General features: G+C 71.6%; 17 protein-coding genes. 14 read left to right on the forward strand and 3 right to left on the reverse strand.

The window, feature by feature from the left end; genetic code table 11:
* The first annotated feature begins 89 nt into the window (after window positions 1-89).
* Complete coding sequence (locus tag KCH87_RS02935) at window positions 90-557, forward strand: hypothetical protein (protein WP_210583787.1); 468 nt, start codon at window positions 90-92, stop codon at window positions 555-557.
* A 4-nt stretch (window positions 558-561) separates the two neighbouring features.
* Here KCH87_RS02935 and KCH87_RS50010 read toward each other — a convergent pair whose 3' ends face one another.
* A complete protein-coding gene (locus tag KCH87_RS50010) occupies window positions 562-687 on the reverse strand; it encodes a hypothetical protein (protein WP_282612896.1) in 126 nt (41 codons plus the stop codon).
* A gap of 218 nt (window positions 688-905) precedes the next feature.
* Here KCH87_RS50010 and KCH87_RS02940 point away from each other — a divergent pair, with 218 nt between their 5' ends.
* The 12 genes from KCH87_RS02940 (at window position 906) to KCH87_RS02995 (ending at window position 13,563) form a co-directional block, all read left to right on the forward strand.
* Window positions 906-2,285: a sensor histidine kinase gene (locus KCH87_RS02940; protein ID WP_210583789.1), complete on the forward strand. Its 1,380-nt coding sequence runs from the start codon at window positions 906-908 to the stop codon at window positions 2,283-2,285.
* Complete coding sequence (locus KCH87_RS02945; protein ID WP_210583792.1) at window positions 2,282-2,704, forward strand: roadblock/LC7 domain-containing protein; 423 nt, start codon at window positions 2,282-2,284, stop codon at window positions 2,702-2,704. Before KCH87_RS02940 ends, KCH87_RS02945 begins: the two co-directional genes overlap by 4 nt.
* Window positions 2,701-3,063, forward strand: a complete 363-nt coding sequence (locus KCH87_RS02950; RefSeq protein ID WP_210583793.1) for a DUF742 domain-containing protein — start codon at window positions 2,701-2,703, stop codon at window positions 3,061-3,063. Before KCH87_RS02945 ends, KCH87_RS02950 begins: the two co-directional genes overlap by 4 nt.
* Window positions 3,035-3,640, forward strand: a complete 606-nt coding sequence (locus KCH87_RS02955) for an ATP/GTP-binding protein (RefSeq protein WP_210583795.1) — start codon at window positions 3,035-3,037, stop codon at window positions 3,638-3,640. Before KCH87_RS02950 ends, KCH87_RS02955 begins: the two co-directional genes overlap by 29 nt.
* A complete protein-coding gene (locus tag KCH87_RS02960; protein ID WP_210583797.1) occupies window positions 3,637-4,875 on the forward strand; it encodes a cytochrome P450 in 1,239 nt (412 codons plus the stop codon). Before KCH87_RS02955 ends, KCH87_RS02960 begins: the two co-directional genes overlap by 4 nt.
* Window positions 4,872-6,104 carry a cytochrome P450 gene (locus tag KCH87_RS02965; RefSeq protein WP_210583799.1) on the forward strand — a complete coding sequence of 411 codons (1,233 nt, stop codon included), beginning with the start codon at window positions 4,872-4,874 and terminating at the stop codon, window positions 6,102-6,104. Before KCH87_RS02960 ends, KCH87_RS02965 begins: the two co-directional genes overlap by 4 nt.
* Before the next feature lie 313 nt (window positions 6,105-6,417).
* Entirely contained in the window at window positions 6,418-7,599 is a 1,182-nt protein-coding gene (locus KCH87_RS02970) for an FAD-dependent monooxygenase (protein ID WP_210583801.1), read from the forward strand.
* Complete coding sequence (locus KCH87_RS02975) at window positions 7,599-9,137, forward strand: hypothetical protein (RefSeq protein ID WP_210583803.1); 1,539 nt, start codon at window positions 7,599-7,601, stop codon at window positions 9,135-9,137. Before KCH87_RS02970 ends, KCH87_RS02975 begins: the two co-directional genes overlap by 1 nt.
* A gap of 115 nt (window positions 9,138-9,252) precedes the next feature.
* Window positions 9,253-10,599: a diacylglycerol kinase family protein gene (locus KCH87_RS02980; protein ID WP_210583805.1), complete on the forward strand. Its 1,347-nt coding sequence runs from the start codon at window positions 9,253-9,255 to the stop codon at window positions 10,597-10,599.
* A gap of 117 nt (window positions 10,600-10,716) precedes the next feature.
* Window positions 10,717-11,337, forward strand: coding sequence for an L-threonylcarbamoyladenylate synthase (locus tag KCH87_RS02985; RefSeq protein ID WP_210583807.1), 621 nt, complete (start codon window positions 10,717-10,719; stop codon window positions 11,335-11,337).
* 120 nt (window positions 11,338-11,457) lie between these two features.
* Complete coding sequence (locus KCH87_RS02990; protein WP_210583809.1) at window positions 11,458-12,213, forward strand: dienelactone hydrolase family protein; 756 nt, start codon at window positions 11,458-11,460, stop codon at window positions 12,211-12,213.
* Between the two features lie 186 nt (window positions 12,214-12,399).
* Entirely contained in the window at window positions 12,400-13,563 is a 1,164-nt protein-coding gene (locus tag KCH87_RS02995) for a glycoside hydrolase family 64 protein (RefSeq protein WP_210583810.1), read from the forward strand.
* On the opposite strand, the gene KCH87_RS03000 is transcribed toward KCH87_RS02995, so the two are convergent.
* Window positions 13,541-14,419 carry an NAD(P)H-binding protein gene (locus KCH87_RS03000; protein WP_210583811.1) on the reverse strand — a complete coding sequence of 293 codons (879 nt, stop codon included), beginning with the start codon at window positions 14,417-14,419 and terminating at the stop codon, window positions 13,541-13,543. The two genes, KCH87_RS02995 and KCH87_RS03000, sit on opposite strands and share 23 nt — an antisense overlap.
* Window positions 14,419-14,847 carry a nuclear transport factor 2 family protein gene (locus KCH87_RS03005; RefSeq protein ID WP_210583812.1) on the reverse strand — a complete coding sequence of 143 codons (429 nt, stop codon included), beginning with the start codon at window positions 14,845-14,847 and terminating at the stop codon, window positions 14,419-14,421. Before KCH87_RS03005 ends, KCH87_RS03000 begins: the two co-directional genes overlap by 1 nt.
* A gap of 87 nt (window positions 14,848-14,934) precedes the next feature.
* Between KCH87_RS03005 and KCH87_RS03010 the strand changes: the two genes are divergently transcribed.
* Window positions 14,935-15,522 (forward strand): TetR/AcrR family transcriptional regulator, encoded by a 588-nt coding sequence (locus tag KCH87_RS03010; protein WP_210583813.1) that lies wholly within the window; start codon window positions 14,935-14,937, stop codon window positions 15,520-15,522.
* The last annotated feature ends 10 nt before the right edge of the window (window positions 15,523-15,532 follow it).

A 15,532-nucleotide genomic window follows, 5' to 3' on the forward strand; every position in this document is an offset into this window, starting at 1 on the left:
ATATGCCCGGTTGGTGTGCCGCCGACGGCTGCCGACCGGCGCGGCCCCCGCGCAGCGCAGGGCCGAGCGGACAGCTCCCGGAGCGCGACATGAACGACACGATGTGGACGCACGGTGTGGAGTGGCTCGCCGCCGCCTCTCCCGACCCCCGGGCCTGCAAGCGGGCGTGGGACCGGGACGAGGGCATCGCGCTCCTGGAGGCGGGCCGTTTCTGGGACCTTCTCAGCGTTCCCGACCGGCTCGGCCTGCTCACCCTGGATCTGCTGTGGCAGCCGTCGCTGCCCGCCCCGGGTCCGACGCTCGTGGACACCGCGGCTCACCGGATCGGTTTCCTCCTGCCGCCCGACCCGGGAAGCAGGTGGATCGGCGACGGGCTGCGGTACGCGGGCAAGGGCTCCTGGGTCGCCGCGCCCCCGCCGTACCGGGCCGCCCGCTTCCTGGAATGGCTCGTCCCGCCCGACGGCACCGGCGCACTGCACGGGCCTTTGACGCTCGAAATGGCGCTGCGTCAGGCCAACGGAACGCTCGCCGTGCTCGCGCCCCTGCGCGGCGAATAGCGCGTCAGGAGCGCGGACCCCGGTCCGTGAGGTCGGCGAACGACGCCCACTGCACATCCGGACGCGAGGGCACCGTACGCCCCGCGGCCCGCCACTCCGCGACGAGGCCGGCGTAGAGCCATCCGCTCATCCGACCAGCACCACAGCCGCGGAAAGTCGGCTCAACTCACGTCCCGCACACGGCAATTCAGAACGTCGACCCAGATACGAACAGAAACCGGACCGTTTCGGATCGATGTTTCTATCGACCGTGCGAGATCGGTCGATGACGGTGTGTACTGTGCAGCGAGCCCCTCGCGCGTGGGCCTCGGACCCTGCCCTGCCCGACTTCGCATGGGAACCGATTCGATGATCGAATTTCCGGACCTGGTTGCCGGCGGTCTCGCCGCCGGCGCACTGTCCGCGCTCGCCGCGCTCGGCGGCGGGCTACTGCGGTCCCGGCGCCAACAGGCTGTGCAGCGTGAGGAGATCGCCCGATTGCGCGCCCAACTCGACGGCGCTCCCCTGGCGTTCACCACCGAGGTCGAGCATCTCGCGGCACGCCGCGTGCCCGCCGCCGCGCGGCAACTGGCGCATCCCCACGTCATGGTGCCGGGTCCGCTGAATCCGCGGAACGCCGGTACGCCCCTCGGTGTCGCGCTGGACCACGTACTGAAGGGGATGCGCACGGAGCTGGCCGCGCAGCGCACCCGGATCGACGCGGCCGCGCAGGCCGGGATGCGTGGCGCCACGCGGGAGATCCAGGCCGCCCTGTACCGACTCCAGGACGCGTTGCGGAGGCTTCAGGAACAGTACGACGACCCGGAGTTGGCGCAGACACTGTTCCAACTCGACCACGAGAACGAGCAGTCGCTGCGGCGCGCGCAGGTCGCCGCGGTCGTGTGCGGCGCCTGGGTCGGGCTGGCCCGCAAGGAATCGCATCTGGTGGATGCGGTGACCGGCGGCCAGGCCCGGCTGGCGGGCTACCACCGGGCCCGAGTCCACAACCACCTCGAAACGGGCACCGCCCTGGTGTCCCACGCGGTCGAGCCGGTCGCCATCATCGTCGCCGAACTCCTCGACAACGCCCTGCGGCACTCCTCGCCCGACACCGACGTCACAGTCAACCTGGAGCAGGTCCACCACGGCGTCTGCGTCACCATCGACGACGCGGGCCTCGGTATGACCCAGGACGAACGGGCCCACGCCCAGCGGATGGTGGCCGGTACCGAGCCGATCCTGCTCACCGACCTCGGTGACCCGCCGCGCATGGGGCTCGCCGCGATCGGCAGGCTCACCCGGCAGTTCGATCTGAGCGTGGACCTCTCCTCGCCCTCCCCGTACGGCGGCGTACGGGCGGTGCTGCTCGTCGACGGCCATCTGCTCACCCGAATCGACCCCGCCGAACAGCCGCCGGCGGCCAGCGCCCCGCGCTCGACGCGCAAGAGCGTGCCCGCAGCGGTCCACAGCTACGGGAGCGAACAGGTCGAGGGCGCCGCCCCTGCCGGATCCGGGCATCACCGGCCGCGGGACGCCAAGGGCCTGCCGCAGCGCAGACGCCGCACCCCGGCCACCGCACCGGCCGAAACCGCGACGCGGCCTCCCGCGCGCCGCCCGGAGGAGGCCGCCGCCGCGCTCGGCGCACTGCAATCCGGCACGGCCGCCGCACGCGCGCGGGACGAAGACGCCGTACCCGCTGCGGCGCACGACAGCGAACAGACCGACTACGAGGGGGGAGCGGCGCGATGACGAGCCGCGACGCAGGCGAGACGGCATGGGTGCTGGAACCGATCCTCCAGGTACCGCATGTCGTGGCCGCCGTCCTGCTCACGCGCGACGGGCTGGTGAAGGGGTACACGGACGCGCTGGCCCAGCCGTCGGCCGAGCGGGTGGCCGCCATCACCAGCGCCGTGCAGGGGGCGTCCCGGACGGCGGCGGCCGCGTTCGCCGACCGGGAGCAGGCGGACGTACGGCAGGTCGTCATCGAGTCCGACCACGGCTACGTCCTGATCGTCCCGACGGACCACGGCACATGCGTGGCCGCGTACGGGGACGGCGAGGTGCGTCTGGACCTGCTCGCGCACCGCGTCCACTCGCAGGTGGCGCGGCTGGGCGAGAAGGCGATGGCGACCGCGCCCCGGGAAACCAACGGCAACGCACCGGCATGAGAGGCCGCCGCGCCGGCCGTCCGCTCGTACCCGCGTACCTGTCGACCGGCGGTGTGGCCCGCCCGAGCCGCCCCCAACTGGAGCGGCTGTCGGTGCTCAGCGGCAGCGGAGCGCCACTGCCCGTGGGACTGCCTGCCGCTCAACTGGCCCTGCTGGACGCCCTGGACGGCGGGTCGCTGACGGTGGTGGAGGCCGCGGCCCTGCTGGAACTGCCGGTGTCCGCGCTGCGGGTGCTGGCCGCCGATCTCGTCGACCGGGGCCTGGTGCTGGCCCGCGCGCCGATCCCGCCCGCCGAAGGGTTCGCCCCCGACCTGCTGAGGAGAGTGGCCGATGGCCTCCGCGCCCTCAAGCACGACTAGCCGCATCCACCTGCCCGACACCGCCCGCGACTTGGTGAAGGTCCTCGTCGCCGGGCCCTTCGGGGTGGGCAAGACGACCCTGATCGACTCCGTCTCCGAGATCCGGTCGCTGCACACCGAGGAGCAGCTCAGCGAGGCGTCCGCGCAGGTGGACGATCTCGCCGGGGTGCGGGAGAAGTCGACCACGACCGTCGCCGTCGACTTCGGGCGGATCAGCCTGCCGGACGGCATCGTGCTGTACCTGTTCGGCACGCCCGGGCAGGAGCGGTTCCGTTCGCTGTGGGACGACATCGCGTACGGGGCGCTCGGCGCGCTCGTCCTGGTGGACAGCCGCCGGATCGACGCGTCGTTCGCCGTGCTGGGTCTGGTCGAGGAGAGCGGACTGCCGTACGCGGTCGCCTTCAACGCCTTCCCCGACAGGCCCCGCCACTACACCGACGAACAGCTGCGCGCCGCCCTCGACCTGGAGCCGACGACTCCGATGATCACGTGCGACGCACGGGACGCGAACTCCTCGATCGACGCGCTGCTCGCGCTGGTCCAGCACCTGATCGACCACCCCCCGGAGCACAGGTGACCACCTATCCCCTTGGCCGGCAGGCCTTCTCCCTCTCCGCGCCGGTACGGCTGTGGGAGGACGGCTTCGCGCTGGATCCGTACGGCTACTACGACGCGCTGCGCGCCCAGGGTCCGGTCGGCTGGGCCGAACTCGCCCCGGGTGTACCGGCGTACGTCGTCACGGACCGGCGGGCCGCGCTGGCGCTGCTGCATGACACCGACACCTTCTCGCACGACCCGCGGCCGTGGGAGTCCACCGTCGCCGACGACTCGCCGGTGCTCGGCATGATGCGCTGGCGGCCCAACTCCCTGTTCGCGGACGGTGCCGCGCATGTCCGCTACCGCACCACGCTGATCGACACCTTCGACAGTGTCGAACCGCACGACCTGCGGGCGCGGGTGCACCGCGCGGTGCATGTGCTGGTGAGCCGGATCGGGCCGAAGGGCGAGGCCGATCTCGTCGGCGAGTTCGCGCGGCCGCTGATGGCGCTGGTGTTCAACAGCCTCTTCGGACTGCCGGACAGCCAGAGCGACCGGCTGAACGCGGCGCTGGGCAAGATGATGGAGGGCGGCGCCGAGGCGGCCGAGGGCGAGGCGGAGTTCGGCGGGTACGTCCTCGAACTGATCGCCACCAAGGCCGAGCAGCGCGGCGACGACCTGCCGAGCAGGCTCCTCGACCATCCCGCCGGGCTGACCCCGGAGGAGGTCACCTGGCAGGTGTTCCTCACCCTCGGCGCCGGACACGAACCGACGGCGAACCTGGTGTCCAACGCACTGTCCCGGATCCTCGGCAACCCGCTCTACTACTCGACCCTCACCAGCGGCGCCCGCCCCGTGACGGACGCGGTGGTGGAAGTGCTGCACCACGAGACGCCCCTGGCCAATTACGGCATCCACTACGCCCGCAGGCCCGTCACCTTCCACGGAGTGTGGATCAGGGCCGCGGTGCCGGTGGTGATCTCGTACGGGGCGCTCGCGTACTTCGCCGAGGAGGAGGTCCCCAGCGGCCGCCACCCCAAGGACGCCTCGCACCTGTCCTGGTCGGCGGGCCCGCACGCCTGCCCGGTCAAGCAGCACACGCTGCTCATCGCCACCGAGGCGATCGAGCGGCTCACCCAGTGGCTGCCCGATCTGGAGCCGGCACTGCCGCGCGAACGCCTGAGCTGGCGGCCCGGTCCCTTCCACCGCTCGCTGACGTCGTTGCCCGTCCGCTTCAGCCCCCGCTCCCCCGACCAGCCAGGAGACCCGTCGTGACCGTGACCGACCGCATCGCACTCGACCCCTTTGGCGCCGACATCGCCGCCGAGAGCGCCCGGCTGCGCGCGCTCGGCCCGATCGTGCCCGTGGAGCTGCCGGGCGCCATTCCCGCCTGGGCGCCCACCGGTTACGACACGCTCAAGGAGTTGATCCTCGACCCTCGGGTCAGCAAGGATCCCCGGCTGCACTGGAAGTTGTGGCCGGAGATCGGCGAACACCCCTCCTGGGGCTGGGTCCTGGGCTGGGTCGGCGTGGTCAACATGCTCTCCACGTACGGCCCCGACCACGCGCGGCTGCGCAAGCTGGTGGCGCCGAGCTTCACGCACCGGCGCACCGAGGCGATGCGCTCACGGGTGGAGGCGATCACCGCGGAGCTGCTCGACGGCCTTGCGGCGGCGGGTGCGGACGGTTCCGTGGTCGATCTGAAGGCGGGGCTGGCGCATCCGCTGCCGATGCGGATGATCTGCGAACTGTTCGGTGTCCCGGACGAGTTGCGGGACGACACCGCAACGATGATCGCGGCCATCATGGACACCTCCGACCCGAGCCCTGAACATGCCGCCTTCGTTCAGCGGCAGATCGGCACGGTGCTCCCCGCGCTGATCGCCCACCGCACCGGGCACCCCGGGGACGACCTCACCACGGAACTGATCCGGGTCCGGGACGAGGACGGCGACCGGCTCAGCGACGAGGAACTGCTCTACACGCTGCTGCTGGTCATCGGCGCCGGCTTCGAGACGACCGTCAACCTCATCGGCAACGCGGTCGTCGCCCTGCTGACGCATCCCGAGCAGCTGGCCGACGTACGGTCCGGGAAGCTCGGCTGGGAGGCGGTCGTCGAGGAGACACTGCGGGTCCATCCGTCGATCGCCTCACTGCCCCTGCGGTTCGCCGTCACGGACCTCACCGTCGGCGACGTCACCATCCCGGCCGGGGACGCCATCATCACGACGTACGCCGCCGCCGGTCTCGATCCCGCGCACTACGGTCCTGACGCCGACGCCTTCGATGCCGGGCGCGGAGCCGACGACCATCTGGCGTTCGGGATCGGGGTGCACCGGTGCATCGGTGCCCCGCTCGCCCGTATGGAGTCCCTCACCGCGCTGCCCGCGGTCTTCGCCCGCTTCCCCGAGCTGGAACTGGCCGTTGACGAGGACAAGCTGCAACAGGTGCCGTCGTTCATCGCCTTCGGCTGGCAGGAGATTCCGGTGCGGCTGGGCAGGTGAGCGCTGCCGTACTCACGGGTCGAAACGATCTCGCGGGTGGCTGCACGTCTACGACACCGGCGCGCATGAACCCGACGGCAGGTCACCGCGTCGGCAGAACTGCGACTGAGTCCGGCCGATGGGCACATCTCCGTCCTCAGCGGGGGCGCGGCCGCCCTGGCCTGGCTCGTGGAACATTCCAGCCATGGAGCGACTGTCCACGGAGATTGATCAGGCCCCCTCGGCACGTTGACAGGGATCTGTCGAGATGTTGGTATGAGGCGCCGTTCAGCCGGACCTGCGCCGCGCCCCCCGAAACCCAGAGCGAGGTCCCATGCCGCAGCGCGCCGCGACCGTCGTCGGCGGCGGGATCGGCGGCCTTGCGGCTGCCGTCGCGCTGCACCGCCGGGGCTGGCGCGTCGAGGTGCTGGAACGGGCCCCCGAGTTCACCGAGATCGGCACGGGCATCTCCCTGTGGCCGAACGCACTGCACGCGCTCGAGGTGCTCGGCCTGGCCGGCGCCGTCCGGGCACTCGGCGCCGTCGAGGCCACAGGCGGCGTACGCGACCGCCGGGGCCGCTGGCTGTCCCGTACGGACAATGCGGAGTTGGCGCGCCGCTTCGGCCACCCCCTGGTGGTCCTGCACCGCGCGGACCTGTTGCGGGCGCTCACCGAGGCGCTGCCCGCGGAGAGCCTGCGGTCGGGCAGCGAGGTGTCCGCGGTCCGCGACGGCGGAGACCGTCTGGTCGTCGGTCACCGCGGGGGCGAGTCCCGGCCCGACCTCGTCGTCGGCGCCGACGGGCTGCGCAGTACGGTCCGCCGCGCCCTGTGGCCCGGCGCGGCCGGCCCCCGGTACGCCGGTTACACCGCCTGGCGCATGGTCACCGAGCCCCTCGCCGAGCCGCCCGCGGCGGGCGCGGCGACCTGGGGCCGCGGATCGCGGTTCGGCTACACGGCGCTGCCGGGCGGGCGTACGTACTGTTTCGCGACCGCGTCGCTGCCGGCGGGAGCTGCCTCCGACGCGTCCGAGTACGCCCAACTGCTGCGCCGGTTCGGGTCCTGGCCGGATCCCATCCCCGCCCTGCTGGCCGCCGTCCCCGCGGACGCGGTGCTCAGACACGACTTGTACGACCTGCCGCCGCTGCCCTCGTTCGTCCGCGGCCGGGTCGCGCTGCTCGGCGACGCGGCCCATGCCATGACCCCGAATCTGGGCCAGGGCGCGTGCCAGGCGCTGGAGGACGCGGTCACCCTCGCCCACTGCCTCGACGGCACCCCGGACGTGGCCGCCGCGCTCCGCTCGTACGACCTGCTGCGCCGCCCGAGGACCCAGGCCATCACGCGCCGCTCTGCCCGGCTCGGCGCAGTCGGCCAGCTGTCGTGGCCGCCCGCGGTGCTGATGCGCGACATCACCGCCCGGCTGACGCCGACGCGGGCGACGCTGCGTTCCATGACGCCGGTGCTCGGCTGGACAGCGCCCGGTGTCCCGGTGACAGCGACGGAGAGCGAGGGCCGCTGATGCCGGACTGGACATATCACCCGCTGCGCGGGGCTGCCGCTGCCGTCCTCGGCCGGCGCCGTTCGCAGCTGACCGCACTGCGGCTGCTGGCCACGATCGGCTCCCGTCCCGCCGGTGCCCGGCTGATCGCCCGGGGATTCGGCCACCGCCATCCGCCCGAGCGGCTCGGCGGCGAGATCACCGGCGTGCCCTTGACCGTCCGCCTCGGCATAACCGTCCCGCCGTCACTCGCCCGCGAGGCGGTACGCGCCATGCCCCCGCTCGGGGCCGGTGTCGTCGAGGTGGCGCCGGTGTCGGCGGATGACGTGGAGACCGTGCGCGAGGCCGCTGTCGGCCGCTCGCTCCCGCTGGTTGTCCGCGCCTGCGACCCGGAGGCCGAGTCCGCCCTCAAGCCGTACGTCGACGGGTTCACCAGCACCGACGACCCGCACGTGCTCCATCTGTCCGAGCCGTCGGTCATCGCAGCGGCCGACGCGCTGGAGGAGCCGGGCACCGTCGTGCTCGCCCGGCCCGGGGTGCTCGTCGAGGCCGGGCCCGGCTGGTTCGCACGGGTCACCGAGGCAGCCACGCCCACCGCGCCCGCTCCGGGGCTGCGGGACGTCGGCCGCGACCCCCGCCGCTGGCCCGCCTGGTGGTGGGGCCTGCTCGTCGGGCTCGGTATGACGGGCGCCGGACTCGGCGCCGCGGCGATCACGCTCGGGCCGGTGCTGCTCTGGTACGACCGCGACTACCTCGGCATGACGCTGCACAAGCTGCATGCTGTCAACCACCACCTCGTGCACTTCCTCCAGCACGACCGGATCACCATGGCCGGCACGATGGTGGCGATCGGCGCCCTCTACACCGGCCTCGCCGTGGGCGGGATCAGACGCGGCCGGCCCTGGGCCCGCGAGGTGTATCTGCTCTCCGGGGCGATCGGCTTCCCCACCTTGTTCTACTTCCTGGTCACCGGCTTTGTGGAACCCCTGCACACGGCCACCGCCATCGTGCTGTTCCCGATGTTCGTGGCCGCGGTCCGCCGGGCTCCGCACACGCCGAGGTGGCAGCCGGCGCCCGAGGGACCCGAGCGGGAGCGCCGACGGGCTCTGACCGGCCAGCTGCTGCTGATCGTCACGGGAGCGGGGCTGTTCGTCGGTGGAGCCGTGATCTCCGTGGTCGGCCTGACCGGTGTGTTCGTGCCGGCCGACCTGGCCTTCCTGGACGCCGGCGCGCAGACCCTGGAAGCCGCGAACCCCCGGCTCGTGCCGTTCGTCGCCCACGATCGCGCGGGGTTCGGCGGTGCCCTGATGGCCGCCGCGGTGGCGATCACTCTGCTCAGCGCGTGGGGCTGGCGGCGGGGTGAGGCCTGGGTGTTCTGGACCCTGGCCACGGCGGCGGCCGCCGGGTTTCTGCCGGCTGTCGTGGTGCACGGCGTGATCCACTACACGGACTTCATCCACCTCGCGCCGGTCTACTTCGGCATCGCCATGACCGGCACCGGGCTGCTGCTGGCGCGTCCCTACCTCTGCGCCAAGGCGTCGGCGGGACCGAAGGACTGACGCACCGCCCCGGCGAACGCTCCACCACGAGCGCAGGGACGGCTCGGACGCCACCCGGGCGGCATCACCTGGAACAGGTGATGCGGAGCCGGGGCCCCGGCGATGGGATGAACCCATGCGAGGCGCGAAGAACACGACGTCGGCGTCCCGGGATCCCGACCGCTCCGTGCACTGGACGGCTCGTCTGGCCCTGGTGACCGCGGCCGCGGCGGTGCTGAATCTGCTGGTGGCCGCCGGGCTCAGGGGCATCGCCGTGCTGGCTCTCGGGATGGCCGGGCTCGCCGTCACGGCGGCGGCGGTGTGGTGGGCCCTGGCCCACCGGGGCCTGCTGCGGGCGCTCGCCGTCGTGCTGGCCTCGGCGGTTCCGGTCGCCCTGCTGGTGCACTACGCCCTGATCGGTCTGCTCTGGCCCGTGACGCTGTCCGTGGTGCTGTGGGCGGGCGCGGCGGTCGCCGCGAGAGCCACGCTGGGCATGGACGCCCGGCCGATCCGTGCGGTGGAGCACTCCACACTGCCTCCGAAGCGGCCCTTCCTGATCATGAACCCGCTCTCGGGCGGCGGGAAGGTCGGCAGATTCGACCTCGTCGACAAGGCCCGGCGGCTCGGGGCCGATGTCGTGGTGCTCGATCCGGCTCATCACCAGGATGTCTCCGTACTGGCTCGCGAGGCCGTGGCCGACGGCGCCGATCTCCTGGGAGTCGCCGGCGGCGACGGCACGCAGGCTCTGGTGGCCGGTGTGGCCGCACAGCACAACGTGCCGTTCATGGTCGTCTCGGCCGGGACCCGCAACCACTTCGCACTGGATCTCGGGCTGGACCGCGACGACCCGTCGACGTGCCTGGACGCCCTTACGGACGGCGTCGAAATCCGGGTCGACCTCGGTGTCATCGGGGACCGCGTCTTCGTCAACAACGCCTCGTTCGGTACGTACGCCGCCGTCGTGCAGAGCCCCGCCTACCGCGACGACAAGGTCCCCACCATCCTGCGTACGCTCCCCGACCTCCTGACCCACCACGCCGGTCCGCGGCTGACCGTCCACGCCGCGAACGTGACCATCGACGCCCCGCAGGCCGTCCTGGTGAGCAACAACCCGTATCGCATGGGCGACTCCGCCGGTCTCGGTCGCCGCCCCCGGCTGGACTCCGGAGTCCTGGGCGTCCTCTGTGTCACCGTCGACAACGCGACCCAGGCCGCGGGCATGCTCCGCGGCGCGGGGGCCTCCGGACTGACGGCTATGACTTCGCACGAGGCCGTCATCGAAGCCGACACCGCGGAGATCCCGGTCGGCGTCGACGGCGAGGCGCTCACCCTGCCCACGCCCGTCCGCTGCCGGATCCGGCCGGGGGCACTGCGCGTACGGGTACCGAGGCACCGTCAAGCCGCGTTCTTGGCGAAGCCGCACCTGAGCTGGCACAGAGTGGGCCAACTCGCCTTCGCGACCCGACATGCCCGCGCAGCGTGAACGGGCCGAAGGGGCCGCCCCCCTCGCCGCGCGGCACAGCAGACGTTGACGGAAGGTGCGCTGCCGGTACCCGAGTGAATGCGCGGACACCGTGCGGCGACCGCATAAGCTCAGCGGATGGCGAAGTACTTCGACGTGCACCCCGACAACCCCCAGCCGCGCACCATCGCTCAGGTCGCCGACAGCGTCCGCTCGGGTGCGCTCATCGCTTACCCGACGGATTCCTGTTATGCGCTCGGCTGCCGACTGGGCAGCCGGGACGGTATCGAGCGGATCCGTACGATCCGGCGCCTGGACGACCGGCACCACTTCACCCTTGTGTGCCAGGACTTCGCGCAGCTCGGCCAGTTCGTACGCGTCGACAACGACGTGTTCCGCGCGATCAAGGCGTCGACGCCCGGCAGCTACACCTTCATCCTGCCCGCGACGAAGGAGGTGCCGCGCATGCTCCAGCACCCGAAGAAGAAGACCGTCGGCGTGCGCATCCCCGATCATGTCGTCACCCAGGCCCTGCTCGCCGAGCTGGGTGAGCCGCTGCTGTCCAGCACGCTGCTGCTGCCCGACGAGGACGAACCGATGACCCAGGGCTGGGAGATCAAGGACCGGCTCGATCACATGGTGGACGCGGTCGTGGACTCCGGGGACTGCGGGACCGAACCGACGACGGTCATCGACTTCTCGGGCGGCGAGGCCGAGATCGTACGGCGTGGGGCCGGTGACCTGGCGCGGTTCGAGTAAGAAGGGGGTGAGGATCCCCCAGGGATCGCCCTTGATCGTGCGTGCAACGATGGCCCGGGCCGGGCCTCTCGCACGGACCGGCCCTCGCCGACTTCCCCACGATGAGAGGCAGCGCACGCCATGACCGCCGTACAGGGAACCACCGTCGACATCCCCACCGAGGACGGCACCGCCGACGCCTATCTGAGCCACCCCGGCGACGGGAGTCCTCATCCGGCGGTCCTGCTGTACATGGATGCCTTCGGAGTGCGCCCGCGGCTCAACGCCATGGCCGACCGGCTCGCCGAGGCCGGCTACACGGTGCTCGTGCCGAACGTGTTCTACCGTCACGGGCGTGCGCCGCTCTTCGAGCTGCCGGAGTTCATCGACGACGCGTCGCGTCCGGCGCTCTTCGAGCAGATCATGCCGGTCATGCGGGCCCTGACACCTGAGCGGGCGATGCGGGACGCCGATGCCTGTCTGCGCTGGCTGGCCGACAGCCCGGTGGTGGCCGACGGACCGGTGGCGATCACCGGGTACTGCATGGGCGCCGGGCTGGCTCTGCGCACCGCCGGTACGTATCCGGAGCGGGTCGCCGCGGCGGCCGGTTTCCACGGCGCGCGGCTGGCGACCGAGGCCCAGGACAGTCCGCACCTGGTGGCCGAACACATCACCGCCGAGCTGTACTTCGGCCACGCCGACGAGGACCCGTCGCTGCCCGCCGAGCAGATCAAGCGACTTGAGGACGCACTGACCACGGCCGGCGTCCGGCACCACTGCGAGGTCTATCCCGGCGCCCACCACGGGTACACACAGTCCGACACGTCCGCGTACCACCGCGAAGGGGACGAGCGGCACTGGGCGGCACTGCTCGACCTGCTCAAGCGCACTTTCTGAGGAGATCTTCCGAGGAGCGGGCGGCACGCGCGCGTGCCGCCCCATTTCCGCACCACTTGTTGACATGACCGCGTCGCAGCGCAACGCTGAGAGCGCTCTCAAAACAGGTACGGACCAATCTCCTCGAGTAAAGACCCCCCACGGAGGTGGAGAGTGCTAGGACGCCCGTCCCACCGGTTCTCGGCCATGGCAGCGACAGCCGCCCTGCTCGGCGCGCTGTTCATGTTCGGGGCACCGTCGCCCGCACAGGCGGTGCCCGACACGATTCCCCTGAACATCACCAACAACTCCGGCCGCGGCGAGCCGGTCTACGTCTACAACCTCGGCACCTTGCTGACGACGGGTCAGCAGGGCTGGGCGGACGCGAACGGCACGTTCCACGCGTGGCCCGCCGGCGGCAACCCGCCGACGCCCGCACCGGACGCGTCCATCGCGGGACCGACGGCCGGACAGTCGAAGACGATCCGGATCCCGAAGTTCTCGGGGCGGATCTACTTCTCGTACGGCCAGAAGCTCGACTTCAGGCTGACGACCGGCGGGTTGGTGCAGCCGGCCGTACAGAACCCGAGCGACCCGAACCGCAACATCCTCTTCAACTGGTCCGAGTACACGCTCAACGACTCCGGGCTATGGCTCAACAGCACCCAGGTCGACATGTTCTCGGCGCCGTACGCGGTGGGCGTCCAGCGCGCCGACGGCAGCACCGCCACCACCGGGCATCTCAAGTCGGGCGGCTACAACGCGGTCCTCAACGGCCTGCGCGGACAGGCGGGCGGCTGGTCCGGTCTCGTGCAGACGCGGTCCGACGGCACCGTACTGCGGGCCCTCTCCCCCGGTCACGGAGTGGGGGCAGGCGCCATTCCGGCCAGTGTGATGGACGACTACATCAATCGCGTCTGGCAGAAGTACGCCGGCTCCACGCTGACGGTGACGCCGTTCGCCGACCAGCCGAACACCAAGTACTTCGGCCGGGTGTCGGGCGGGGTCATGAACTTCACCAACGGTTCCGGAGCCGTGGTGACCACCTTCCAGAAGCCGGACGCGGACAGCATCTTCGGCTGCCACAAGCTGCTCGACGCGCCCAACGACCTGGTGCGCGGGCCGATTTCGCGCACGCTGTGCGCGGGCTTCAACCGGTCCACGCTGCTCGCCAACCCGAACCAGCCGGACACCTCGTCGGCGAACTTCTACCAGGACGGGGTGACCAACCACTACGCCCGCCTCATCCACGCGCAGATGGCCGACGGCAAGGCGTACGCGTTCGCCTTCGACGATGTCGGCCAGCACGAGTCACTCGTCCACGACGGAAATCCGCAGCAGGCCTACCTCACGCTGGATCCGTTGAGTTGAGCCGGCCGGGCGGGGGCGGGCCCGTCACCAGTTCCGCGTGCGCACGAAAGGTGCGGGGCGGACGCCCGGTGATGCGCTGAACGGTGTCGGTGGTGCGGTCCTCGGCTCCGTCGGCGATGGCGCTGTCGAGCCCCGCCAGGAACACCGCGAACTCGGCGGGCATGCTCTTGGCCAGTCGGTCGCGCAACTGCTCGTACCCGAGGTGCCGGTGGGTGACCGGGCGTCCGGTCACCGCCGTCAGGGTGGCGGCGATCTCGCCGTGGCTCAGCACCTCGGGGCCGGTGATGAGGAGGTCGGTGTCGGGCGCGGGGTCGTCGGTCAGTGCATGGGCGGCGACCGCGGCGATGTCGTCGGCGTCGACGAAGGCGACGCGCCCCTCGCCGGTCGCCGTCCAGAACGTGCCGTCCTCGCGGATGCCGTGCGCGTGCAGGTGGTCGCCGGTGAAGTTCTGCATGAACCACGAGGGCCGCAGAACCGCCCACTCGTCGAACAGGTCGGGCAGAGCCAGATGGATCTCCCCGGTGGCGGGGCCGCCCGCGGGAATGGCCGAGGAGCTGAGCAGCACGGCACGGCGCACTCCGGCGGCGCGGGCCCGTTCCAGGAAGGGCAGCACCGTGGCGGCGGGCACCGCCGAGCCCAACGGCGGGACGAGATAGACGCGATCGGCTCCGCTGAGGGCACCGGCGTAGGTGGTGGGGTCGTACCAGTCGAAGTGGACGGCCCGGGCTCCGTCGACAGCGGTGGCGCGCCGGCTTGCGGCGCTGACTCGGTGGCCGCGTGCGGCGAGTTGAGAGACCAGGCGGCTGCCCGTGGTGCCGGTGGCTCCGATGACCAGCGTGTGCGCGGGGGCGGTCATCAGGCAGCACCCTGGGTGAAGTCGGCTGCGCCGTCCCGCGGGAGGGCGAGCGGGTTCCAGTAGTCGCGGTAGTGGGTGATGAGGCCGTCTTCTACGGTCACCACGGCGATGTAGGTCATGTCGAAGGGGTCTCCGCTCTGCACCAGCCGCCCGGTGCCGCGCATCTCGACGACGACGATCTCGGGATTGACGGTCTGGTGGATCCCCACCGAGGGGAACCCATGGAGGTCGATGTGCTCGGGGTAGTCGCGCATGTAGTCGGCGATGGCGGACCTGCCTTCCAGCTGCCGCGGCCAGCCTTCTGGAGCGAAGGGGAACTCCATGACGCCGTCGTCGGCCCAGAGACCGACCCAGGCGGGGATGTTCTTGTCGAGGAGCAGGGCGAGGCCGTGGCGGAAGAGGTCCGCCGGGTGCGCAGGGGTGGTCATGAGGACTCCGTCCAGTAGAATACGGACCCTGGGTCCGCTTCTCAAACGATACGGACTCCGGGTCCGTTTTCGCAAGAGAGGATTCCCGTGCCCGAGCGCAAACCCCGAGCGGACGCCGCCCGCAACCGCGAGGCCGTACTGGCGGCGGCGGACGCACTGTTCGCCGAGTGCGACAGCCCGGACGCCGTGACCATGGCCGACATCGCGGCCGCGGCCGGGGTCGGCAAGGCGACCCTCTTCCGCGGGTACGGCGATCGCACCGGCCTGATCCAAGCGCTGTACGCGGCCCGCCTCGAACCGGTCCGGCAAGCCGTGACCGACGGCCCCCCTCCCCTGGGCCCCGACGCCCCGCCCGCCGAACGGGTCCACGCCCTGCTGGACGCCCTCCTCTGCTTCAAGCTCGACCACCGGCACCTCTCGCTGGCCCTGGAGGGAACGGGTTCGGACAGTCCGTACCAGGCGGCGCACTACGAGTGGTGGCACGGCACGATCCGGGACGTCCTTGACCGGGTCCCCGGCTTCACCGGCAGCGACTTTGCCGCACACGCACTGCTCGCGGCGGTCCGCGCCGACCTCGTCGCCCACCTGGCCGACCGCCAGAACATGACGCGTGAGGCGCTGCGGGTGGAGTTGGCCGCCTTCACGGCCAAAGTCCTTACGGGACAGGTGAGCTGACAGGCGTCGC

Source organism: Streptomyces sp. GESEQ-35, assembly GCF_017948485.1.
Taxonomy (GTDB): domain Bacteria; phylum Actinomycetota; class Actinomycetes; order Streptomycetales; family Streptomycetaceae; genus Streptomyces.

Bases quoted from the DNA above. Each gene is read 5' to 3' on its own strand.
- KCH87_RS02935 (WP_210583787.1), top strand. From the start codon at position 90: ATGAACGACACGATGTGGACGCACGGTGTGGAGTGGCTCGCCGCCGCC.
- KCH87_RS50010 (WP_282612896.1), bottom strand. From the start codon at position 687: ATGAGCGGATGGCTCTACGCCGGCCTCGTCGCGGAGTGGCGGGCCGCG.
- KCH87_RS02940 (WP_210583789.1), top strand. From the start codon at position 906: ATGATCGAATTTCCGGACCTGGTTGCCGGCGGTCTCGCCGCCGGCGCA.
- KCH87_RS02945 (WP_210583792.1), top strand. From the start codon at position 2,282: ATGACGAGCCGCGACGCAGGCGAGACGGCATGGGTGCTGGAACCGATC.
- KCH87_RS02950 (WP_210583793.1), top strand. From the start codon at position 2,701: ATGAGAGGCCGCCGCGCCGGCCGTCCGCTCGTACCCGCGTACCTGTCG.
- KCH87_RS02955 (WP_210583795.1), top strand. From the start codon at position 3,035: ATGGCCTCCGCGCCCTCAAGCACGACTAGCCGCATCCACCTGCCCGAC.
- KCH87_RS02970 (WP_210583801.1), top strand. From the start codon at position 6,418: ATGCCGCAGCGCGCCGCGACCGTCGTCGGCGGCGGGATCGGCGGCCTT.
- KCH87_RS02975 (WP_210583803.1), top strand. From the start codon at position 7,599: ATGCCGGACTGGACATATCACCCGCTGCGCGGGGCTGCCGCTGCCGTC.
- KCH87_RS02980 (WP_210583805.1), top strand. From the start codon at position 9,253: ATGCGAGGCGCGAAGAACACGACGTCGGCGTCCCGGGATCCCGACCGC.
- KCH87_RS02985 (WP_210583807.1), top strand. From the start codon at position 10,717: ATGGCGAAGTACTTCGACGTGCACCCCGACAACCCCCAGCCGCGCACC.
- KCH87_RS02990 (WP_210583809.1), top strand. From the start codon at position 11,458: ATGACCGCCGTACAGGGAACCACCGTCGACATCCCCACCGAGGACGGC.
- KCH87_RS02995 (WP_210583810.1), top strand. From the start codon at position 12,400: ATGGCAGCGACAGCCGCCCTGCTCGGCGCGCTGTTCATGTTCGGGGCA.
- KCH87_RS03000 (WP_210583811.1), bottom strand. From the start codon at position 14,419: ATGACCGCCCCCGCGCACACGCTGGTCATCGGAGCCACCGGCACCACG.
- KCH87_RS03005 (WP_210583812.1), bottom strand. From the start codon at position 14,847: ATGACCACCCCTGCGCACCCGGCGGACCTCTTCCGCCACGGCCTCGCC.